The 1,020-nt window shown below is 43.1% G+C and carries 1 protein-coding gene; it reads left to right on the top strand.

Annotated features, from left to right (window positions below):
- The coding region (locus J1D01_RS17450) for a transposase (protein ID WP_421151787.1) at positions 1 to 945 on the top strand (945 nt) is incomplete at its 5' end.
- Between the last annotated feature and the right edge of the window lie 75 nt (positions 946 to 1,020).

Raw genomic sequence — 1,020 nt, 5'->3', positions numbered from 1 at the left:
CGTAATGCCAAATGGGCAAAGGATCAAGATGCACGTCCAGGAGCTGGTGCTAAAGGCAGTCGCTATACCAGTAACAAGACCCATTACAGTCCCACCGATCCGGATGCGCGCATCAGTGTAAAACCGGGAAAGGCAAGAAAACTCAATTACCTTAGCCAGCTTACAGTAGATACGGCAAACCATGTGATAAGCGATATAAAAGCGTACCATGCCGATGGCAAAGACAGTCAGCATTTACCAGATATCGTTAAGCGGGTAAAACAACGGCTTTGGAAAGCGGCACTGGTTTGGGAAAATTGTGTGGCCGACACGGGCTATAGCAGCGGCGAGAATTATGCCTTTCTAGAGGCAATAGGCCTAAAAAGTTTTATACCCGCTCACGGCACTTATAAGGGCGGTCCGGATGGATTTACCTATCACGAAAAGGAAGATTGTTATACATGTCCTCAAGGCCAAATCATCCCCTTTAAAAAAGTGTTTATAGAAAAAAAGAATAACACCAAGAAGAAGGAATACCGCGGCTCAAAACCGTTGTGTTTGGACTGTCCAGTACGCACTGCATGCCTAGGGAAAACGGCACAGGAAAAGAAGTTTACCGTTACCTATTACCGCTCGGAATATGAGCGTAACATAGCCCGGGTAGAAAGCAACCAAGGGCGTTATATGAAAGGAAAAAGGCAGAGCACCGTAGAACCTGTATTTGGTACGCTCACACAATTTATGGGCCTAAGAAAAGTGAATACCATTGGAATTGAGCAGGCCAATAAATGCATGCAGCTCTCGGCCATAGCCTATAACCTTAAAAAATACATGAAATTCATAGAAAAACGTACTAAAAGCGGAGCAGGGGCACATACGCTTTATTTTAGTGCCAAAAACACCTTTTACAAGGTTATAAACATGCTTTTAAAGCCTTTTAAAACACCAGAGTTTTTAAGTGTATAAAAACAGAAACCGCCTTTAAAAGACGGTTTCTAATTATAATTTTAGGATACATTATGGGCTTGTGCAACGGTTACC

Origin of the sequence: Seonamhaeicola sp. NFXS20 (assembly GCF_049132085.1) — a bacterium.
Taxonomy (GTDB): Bacteria; Bacteroidota; Bacteroidia; order Flavobacteriales; family Flavobacteriaceae; genus Seonamhaeicola.
Note: the sequence above shows the minus strand (reverse complement) of the source record. Positions and strands in the feature narration are given on the sequence as shown.